The organism is Specibacter cremeus (assembly GCF_003946885.1).
In the GTDB taxonomy this organism is placed as follows: Bacteria; Actinomycetota; Actinomycetes; order Actinomycetales; family Micrococcaceae; genus Specibacter; species Specibacter cremeus.
In genome coordinates, this window is sequence record NZ_RWKQ01000081.1 from 1 (window position 1) to 6,602 (window position 6,602).

Genomic DNA, 6,602 nt, shown 5'->3' on the forward strand with positions numbered 1-6,602 from the left:
CCAGACCGGGCCCTCACATGCCTGCTGACCTGCTGACACGCGACTTTTCCGGGACCCTGCCACCAGTCCCTGGGCACAAAAAAACCCCGAAATTCCGGGGTTGATTTGAGCCTCCAATCAGAATCGAACTGATGACCTTTTCATTACGAGTGAAACGCTCTACCGACTGAGCTATGGAGGCCTGCGACCGGGCGAGACGGCACCTTCCGGAACCAACCGCTGGACGCAAGAAATAACTCTAATGGAGGCTGCCGGGATCTACAAAATCGGCCGGACGGGACGTGCGCACTCCTACTATCCCCGTCGCGTTCATGGGGCATGACGGCGCCTATACTGGTGCATGTCCCCGATCTGGCTGGCCGTGGGGAAGCTGGTGCTTGTGCTCTTCTTGGCCGGATGCGCTCCGGTTGCCGTTTGTCCCGCCATTGCGAACTTTCGCGGCGTAACCGTCGTGGTCGGTGCCGATCTTGCCCCGCGGGTGGGCGCTCTCTCGGTCCGGGCCTGCCAGGCGGGAACGTGCACGCGGCAGACCGTAAACCTGGCCGCGGGCAGCGGTCCGCTGCCGTCACGATGCCAGTCAGGCCAAGAGGAGCCGTGCAGCGCTTCCGTGACTCCGGACGGGACGCTGGTGGGGACGCTTTCTGTGCCGGGCCTGACCGAGCAGGCGCTTGAGGTCACTGTGTCGGCACTTGACAGGTCGGGCGCAGCCTTCCCGGTGCGCAGCCTCACCGTGCACCCGGCATTGACCAGGCCGTCCGGCAATGATTGCCCCGCGTTCGGCCCGCAGGCAAGCCTGCGCCTGGACGTCGCCGGGCTGAGTGAGAGTACCGTCCGGTAGCCGCGGCGCGGGCGGAACTGGGAGCCGGGATCTACAAAATCGGCGTCTCTCGGTGATTTCGACGGGCTCAATCACCAAGACTCAGCAGGTGGTCCCGCGGGCGGGCACCGTGCCGTCCACGAAATAGTCGTCCACGGCCTTCTTCAGACACGCGTTGGAGCGCCCGTACGCGGTGTGCCCGTCACCGTTCCAGGTCACCAGCACGCCCGAGTCCAGCTGCGCGGCCAGGGACTGCGCCCACGCGTACGGGGTAGCCGGATCGCCGGTCGTGCCGACGACCAGGATGGGACCCGCCCCGGGTGCGGCGATCTTCGCCGGCTTCCCCGTCGCCTGGAACGGCCAGTCCGTGCAGCCAAGCGCCGAGTAGCCCAGCAGCCGGCCGAACGTGGGGGAGGCCTTCTGCAACGCCGCGGCCTCGGCCCGCATGTGGGCTACATCCGCGTCCATCGGGTAGTCCAGGCAGTTGATGGCCAGGAACGCCGCCGACGTGTTGGACGTGTACTTGCCGTCGGCGTTGCGGTCGGCCGAGTAGTCGGCCAGAGCCAGCATGGCCGATGGGTCGCCCTTGACGGCCTCGGCCAGGGCCCGGGACAGCGGCTCCCACAGCGACGTCGAGTACATGCCGTACGCCAGCGCGTTCGTGAACTCCGATTCCGGCACCAGACGCCCGTCGCGGGCCCGGGGCGGGTCTGCCAGGTACGCGGCCTGCAGGGCGTGGATCCCGGCCAGCACGTCGTCGACGGTCCCCGAGAACGGGCAGTCCTTTTGTTCGAGGCAGTAGCCGGCCCAGTGCCGGATGGCCTGCTCGAACCCCTTGGCCTGGCCCATCGCCACGGCGTCGACGCCCAGCGACGGGTCGAGCGCGCCGTCCAGCGAGAATTTACCCACCCGCCGCGGGAACAGCCCGGCGTACGTGGCGCCGAGCTTCGTGCCGTACGAGAAACCCATGTAGTCCAGTTTTGGGTCGCCCAGCACGGCGCGCAGGATGTCCATGTCCCGCGCGGAGCTGACCGTGTCCACGTACCCGAGCACCGGACCGGTGTTCTTCACGCACTCGGCCGTGTCGCGTTGCGCCTGCGCCTGGGCGCGCTTCAGATCCACGTCGTTGCCCAGGTCCAGCGACTGCTGCCGTTCCTGGTCCGTCTGCGCGTCGCTGATGCACTTGACCGGCGCCGAACGCTGCACTCCGCGCGGGTCGAACCCGACGATGTCGTAGGAGCCGCGCAGCCTGGTGGAGAAGACGGTCTTCGCCCCGTCGAGGACGAAGTCGACGCCGGACCCGCCAGGGCCGCCCGGGTTGGTCAGCAGTGAACCCAGCCGCTTCCCCGACGCCGGCAGCTTGATCAGGGCCAGCTTGATGGTGTCCCCGTCCGGCTTCGTATAGTCGACGGGCACCTGGACGTCCGTGCACAGGAACGTCTCGTTGCACGACGTCCACGTCACCACCTGCGCATAGAACGACGACAGCGCCGTCGGCACGTCCCCGATGACGGACGGGCCGGCCTGGGCCGTGATGGTCGTGCCCGTCGTCGTCGGCGGGGCCGCCGAACACGCGGACAGCAGCAACGCCGCCAGCCCGGCCAGCGCCGTGGCGGCCGTCAAGCGCCGGCGTGGCCGCCGTCGTTCGTGGCGAGCAAAAATCAAGGGGGGTCCTTCCGCGGTTACAGCAGGCCGGCGGCCATGGCCTCGAGGGCCAGCAGCGGGGCGACGTTCGTGGTGGTGATGCGGCGGCGGGTGTCGTTGACGGCGGCCATGCGCGCCAGCGTGGCCTCGGGCCGGGACCGGGCGGCGTACTCGCCCAGTTGCGCGCGCAACGGCTCATTCACCAGTTCAACAGGGACCAGTTCAACAGGCCCGTGGTTGTCCTCATGAACGACGACGGCGGGCCCGGGGCGCGCTGCCAGCTGCAGTACCAGCGCGTCACGGTAGAAGGAGAGCAGGTCGGTCAGGGCACGGTCGAGCATGTCCGTGACCGAGCGCTTCGCGCGGCGCTTCTGGTCCTCCTCCAACGCCCGGATCTGGGCGCGCAGGGCCGGCGGCAGGGTGCCCGTCTCGGGGGCGCCCAGGTTGCGCAGCAGCTCGGCCTTCTCGGCGGCGTCCCGCTCATCGTTGGACGATGTCGCCTCGGCCGTGGCCAGCTCCATCAGCGACCCGGCGGCCGTGACCGCGGACGTGACGTCGCGCAACGTCAGCGGCAGCCGCACGATCGCGTCGCGGCGCTCCCGTGCGCCGGCGTCCCGGGCCAGCCGCCGGGCGATGCCGACATGGCTTTGCGCGGCGCGGGCAGCCTGCAGGGCGAGGGCCGGCTCGATCCCGTCGCGGCGCACGAGCAACGCCGCCACATCCCGCACGGGCGGCAGGCGCAGGCTTACGGCCCGGCAGCGCGAGCGGATCGTGACAAGCACGTCGGCCGGGCTGGGCGTGCATAGGATCCAGATGGTGCGCGGCGGCGGCTCCTCGATGGCCTTCAGCAGCACGTTCGTGGTGCGCTCGGACATGCGGTCCGCGTCGCCGACGATCATGACCCGCCAGCGCGACGACGAGGGCCTGTCCTGGGCCTTCACGACGAGTTCGCGGGCCTCATCAATGGCGATGGTCGTCTTGTCCGTGGCCACGAATGTCACATCCGCGTTGGTCCCGGCCAGTGTCGTGTGGCAGGCATGGCAGACACCGCAGCCGCGTTCGGCCAGTTCCTCCCGCTCGCACACGAGCGCCGCGGCGAACGCCCTGGCCGCGTTGGACCGGCCGGACCCGGGCGGGCCGGTGATCAACCACGCGTGCGTCGGGTTCGGCGATTGGGCGGCGCGGCGCAACTGGGCGACGACGGGCTCCTGCCCCTGCAGGTCCACCCAGACGCTCACGGCAGCGGCGCCTCGTCGCGCGGCGCCTCCTGCCGGGCCGCCAGCAGGGCGTCGACGCGTTCGAGGATCCGCTGGGCCAGGGCGTCCACGGGCTCCCGCGCGCCCAGGACCAGGTAACGCTGCGGCGACGCCGCGGCCAGGTCGAGGAATGCCGCACGAATGCCGGCGTGGAACTCGTCCGGCTCCGATTCGAGCCGGTCCTCCTCCGTGACGGCGCCGGCCGTGCGACGGACCCGGCCCTGGGCGGCGCTGACGTCCAGCAGCACGGTCAGGTCCGGCCACAGGTCCTCGGTGGCCCACGCGTTCAGGTCCCCGACCGTCTCGGCGCCGAGGCCGCGACCCGTGCCCTGGTAGGCGATGGAGGAGTCTATGTACCTGTCGGTGATGACGACGTCACCGCGTTCCAGCGCCGGGGCGATGACCTGGGCGGCGTGCGCGGCCCGCGCGGCCGCGAAGATCAGCGCCTCGCAACGCGCGTCGATCTCGCCGTGCCCGTGGTCGAGGACCAGGGAGCGCAGCTTTTCACCGACGGGCGTGCCGCCGGGTTCACGGGTTGTGACCACGGCCAGGCCGCGGGCCGCCAGGGCGTCGGACAATAGTGCCGCCTGCGTGGACTTGCCGGCCCCGTCGCCGCCCTCGAAGGCGATGAAGAGGCCCGCGGTTGCGGAGGGGGTAGGTGTTGTCACGACACCTAGCCTACCGGCGCCGCCTGACAGCCTGCTGGGGCTGTCCACAGGCGCCGGCGGTGCACACCGGACGCGGCAATGGGATCCCCATGGCGGGCGCCCCGGTAACGGGACCGGGAGCGCGCGTCACGAAACTTCGTGGCGCACGGGCCGGAGCACTAACGTAGGGTCCATGACCCACGAACCGTCCCCCCACGCCGGTGCGCTGAGCCCGGATACCCTCGTCGTCGCGGCCGGGCGGCCCGCCCGGGTCCACGACGCACCCGTCAATCCGCCGATCGTGCTGTCCTCGACCTACGTGGGCACCGGAACGGTCGTCGACGGTGACCGTGCCTACGGCCGCTACTCCAACCCCACGTGGGACCCGTTGGAGGAGACGCTCGCCGAACTGGAGGGTGCCACGCTTCCCGGGCTCGTGTTCGCGTCCGGGCTGGCCGCCGTGTCCGCGGCGTTGTCCCTGATCCCGGCCGGGGGGGTGCTCGTAATGCCGCGGCACACATACCAGGGCGCCCTGGTCATGGCGCAGGAGTTGGCCGAGAAGGGCCTGTTCACCCTGCGGACCGTCGATGTCGCCGACACCGACGAGGTCATCGCCGCGCTCACGGGTGCCGGGGAGCGCGCGGCCAGCATGCTGTGGCTCGAAAGCCCCACGAATCCGATGCTCGAGGTGGCCGACCTGCGCGTCCTGTGCCGGTCCGCCCAAGCCGTGGGCGCCGTCGTCGTCACCGACAACACGTTCTCCACGCCGCTGGTGCAACAGCCGCTGGAGCTGGGCAGCGACGTCGTGCTGCACTCGGTCACGAAGTATCTGGCCGGGCATTCCGACGTCGTGCTCGGCGCGATCGTCACCTCGGACCCGGACCTGCGCGGCCGGCTGCACCACCACCGGTCCATCCACGGCGCCATCGCCGGGCCGTTCGAGGCCTGGCTGGCACTGCGCGGGCTGCGCACGCTGGCGCTGCGCGTGGAACGCTCGCAGCAGACGGCGCTCGCGCTGGCCCTGCGGTTGGAGGCGCACGACGGCGTCGACCGGGTCCGGTTCCCCGGTCTGGAAAGCGATCCCGGGCACGCGCGGGCCAGGGCGCAGATGAACGGGTTCGGCTCGATCCTGTGCATCGAGGTGGCCGGCGGCGCGGCCGCGGCCGAGGGCGTGGTCGCGGCACTGCGCCTGTGGACGCCGGCCACGTCCCTGGGCGGGGTGGAGTCGCTGATCGAGCGCCGCCGCCGGCACGCGAACGAACCGGACAGCGTGCCCGAGAACCTGCTGCGCCTGAGCGTGGGCATCGAGAACGCCGAGGACCTGTGGGCCGACCTCGCCCAGGCGCTGGATTCGGTCGTTTCGCGCTAGGCTGGAGATGTGAACGCCCTCCTGTACATTGCGACGCTCGTCATCCTCACGGCCCTCGGATTAGTGGCCTGGGGCCTGCAGCTGTGGGCGCTCGTGGACTGCCTGCGCACGCCGGCGGCGAACTTCGAGCGCGTCTCCAAGCGCACCAAGGGGTTCTGGGGTGGCCTGACCGGCGTGTCGGCACTGTTCGGGCTGTTCTTCCTGCTGGGCCCATCGCTCGGGTTCCTGATGCTCGTGAACCTGGCCGGCGTGACGGTGGCCAGCGTCTACCTGGCCGACGTCCGGCCCGCCCTCGCCCAGCTGCGCGGCGGATCCCGCAAGCAGGGCCCCTACGGCCCCTGGTAGGGGCGTTTTTCGGGTCTGCGCCGCATACCCGGTGGTGGCCAGCACCGAATGTGCGGGTGACGCCCGAGGGCACGGGTGAGGCCCGAATACCCGGGTCCGAATTCGACGCCGCCGACGCGAGATTTCTCGGTTGCGTTCCTCCACAGGACACGAACCGCTGGCAGCTGTCCACGGGTCCCTTGCGGTCACTGCGAAATCCAGTGTTTCGTGGGCACGATAGGGCATGGACTCCACCAAATTGACCTCGACGCTCAGGTCTCGTTGGCCGCGCAACATACCCGAGGGGATCGCCACCACGGCCGTGCTCACCCGGGCCGGCATCTCCGACCGGCTGCTTACCGAAGCCGTGCGCTCCCGGATCCTGGTCAGGATCCGGCGGGGAGCGTACGTGCCGGCCAGCATATGGGAGAACTGCAGTTCGTGGGACAAGGACCTGCTGCGATTAAACCGAAGTTACGTGGGCTTTCTGCCCGGTTTCGTTGAGTTTCCGGGTGGAAAGCCTTCTTTCGGCCTAAATATGTAGT

Annotated in this window: 7 protein-coding genes and 1 tRNA gene; 4 read left to right on the forward strand and 4 right to left on the reverse strand. The window is 70.0% G+C overall.

The features are described from left to right. Positions 1–108: 108 nt before the first annotated feature. Positions 109–181: transfer RNA gene (locus EJC77_RS19905), tRNA-Thr, on the reverse strand. A 426-nt stretch (positions 182–607) separates the two neighbouring features. Between EJC77_RS19905 and EJC77_RS19910 the strand changes: the two genes are divergently transcribed. Next, entirely contained in the window at positions 608–838 is a 231-nt protein-coding gene (locus EJC77_RS19910) for a hypothetical protein (RefSeq protein ID WP_125616954.1), read from the forward strand. A gap of 81 nt (positions 839–919) precedes the next feature. Here the strand turns inward: EJC77_RS19910 and EJC77_RS19915 are convergent, their stop codons facing one another. From EJC77_RS19915 to tmk, 3 genes are read right to left on the reverse strand one after another with little or no spacing between them, the layout of a single operon-like run. Continuing rightward, positions 920–2,482, reverse strand: a complete 1,563-nt coding sequence (locus tag EJC77_RS19915) for an alpha/beta hydrolase (RefSeq protein WP_240630393.1) — start codon at positions 2,480–2,482, stop codon at positions 920–922. 17 nt (positions 2,483–2,499) lie between these two features. Further along, positions 2,500–3,699, reverse strand: a complete 1,200-nt coding sequence (locus tag EJC77_RS19920; RefSeq protein WP_125616957.1) for a DNA polymerase III subunit delta' — start codon at positions 3,697–3,699, stop codon at positions 2,500–2,502. Beyond that, the gene (gene tmk, locus EJC77_RS19925; RefSeq protein WP_125616959.1) at positions 3,696–4,385 is read right to left on the reverse strand and encodes a dTMP kinase; all 690 of its coding nucleotides are present in this window, start codon (positions 4,383–4,385) and stop codon (positions 3,696–3,698) included. The genes EJC77_RS19920 and tmk overlap by 4 nt, the downstream gene beginning before the upstream one ends. A gap of 172 nt (positions 4,386–4,557) precedes the next feature. Between tmk and EJC77_RS19930 the strand changes: the two genes are divergently transcribed. The 3 genes from EJC77_RS19930 to EJC77_RS19940 all read left to right on the forward strand — a co-directional run bounded on the left by EJC77_RS19930 (position 4,558) and on the right by EJC77_RS19940 (position 6,601). Beyond that, positions 4,558–5,733: a trans-sulfuration enzyme family protein gene (locus tag EJC77_RS19930; protein ID WP_125616962.1), complete on the forward strand. Its 1,176-nt coding sequence runs from the start codon at positions 4,558–4,560 to the stop codon at positions 5,731–5,733. A 9-nt stretch (positions 5,734–5,742) separates the two neighbouring features. Then, a complete protein-coding gene (locus EJC77_RS19935; protein ID WP_125616965.1) occupies positions 5,743–6,078 on the forward strand; it encodes a DUF2516 family protein in 336 nt (111 codons plus the stop codon). 223 nt (positions 6,079–6,301) lie between these two features. Next, entirely contained in the window at positions 6,302–6,601 is a 300-nt protein-coding gene (locus EJC77_RS19940; RefSeq protein ID WP_125616967.1) for a type IV toxin-antitoxin system AbiEi family antitoxin domain-containing protein, read from the forward strand. Position 6,602 lies beyond the last annotated feature (1 nt).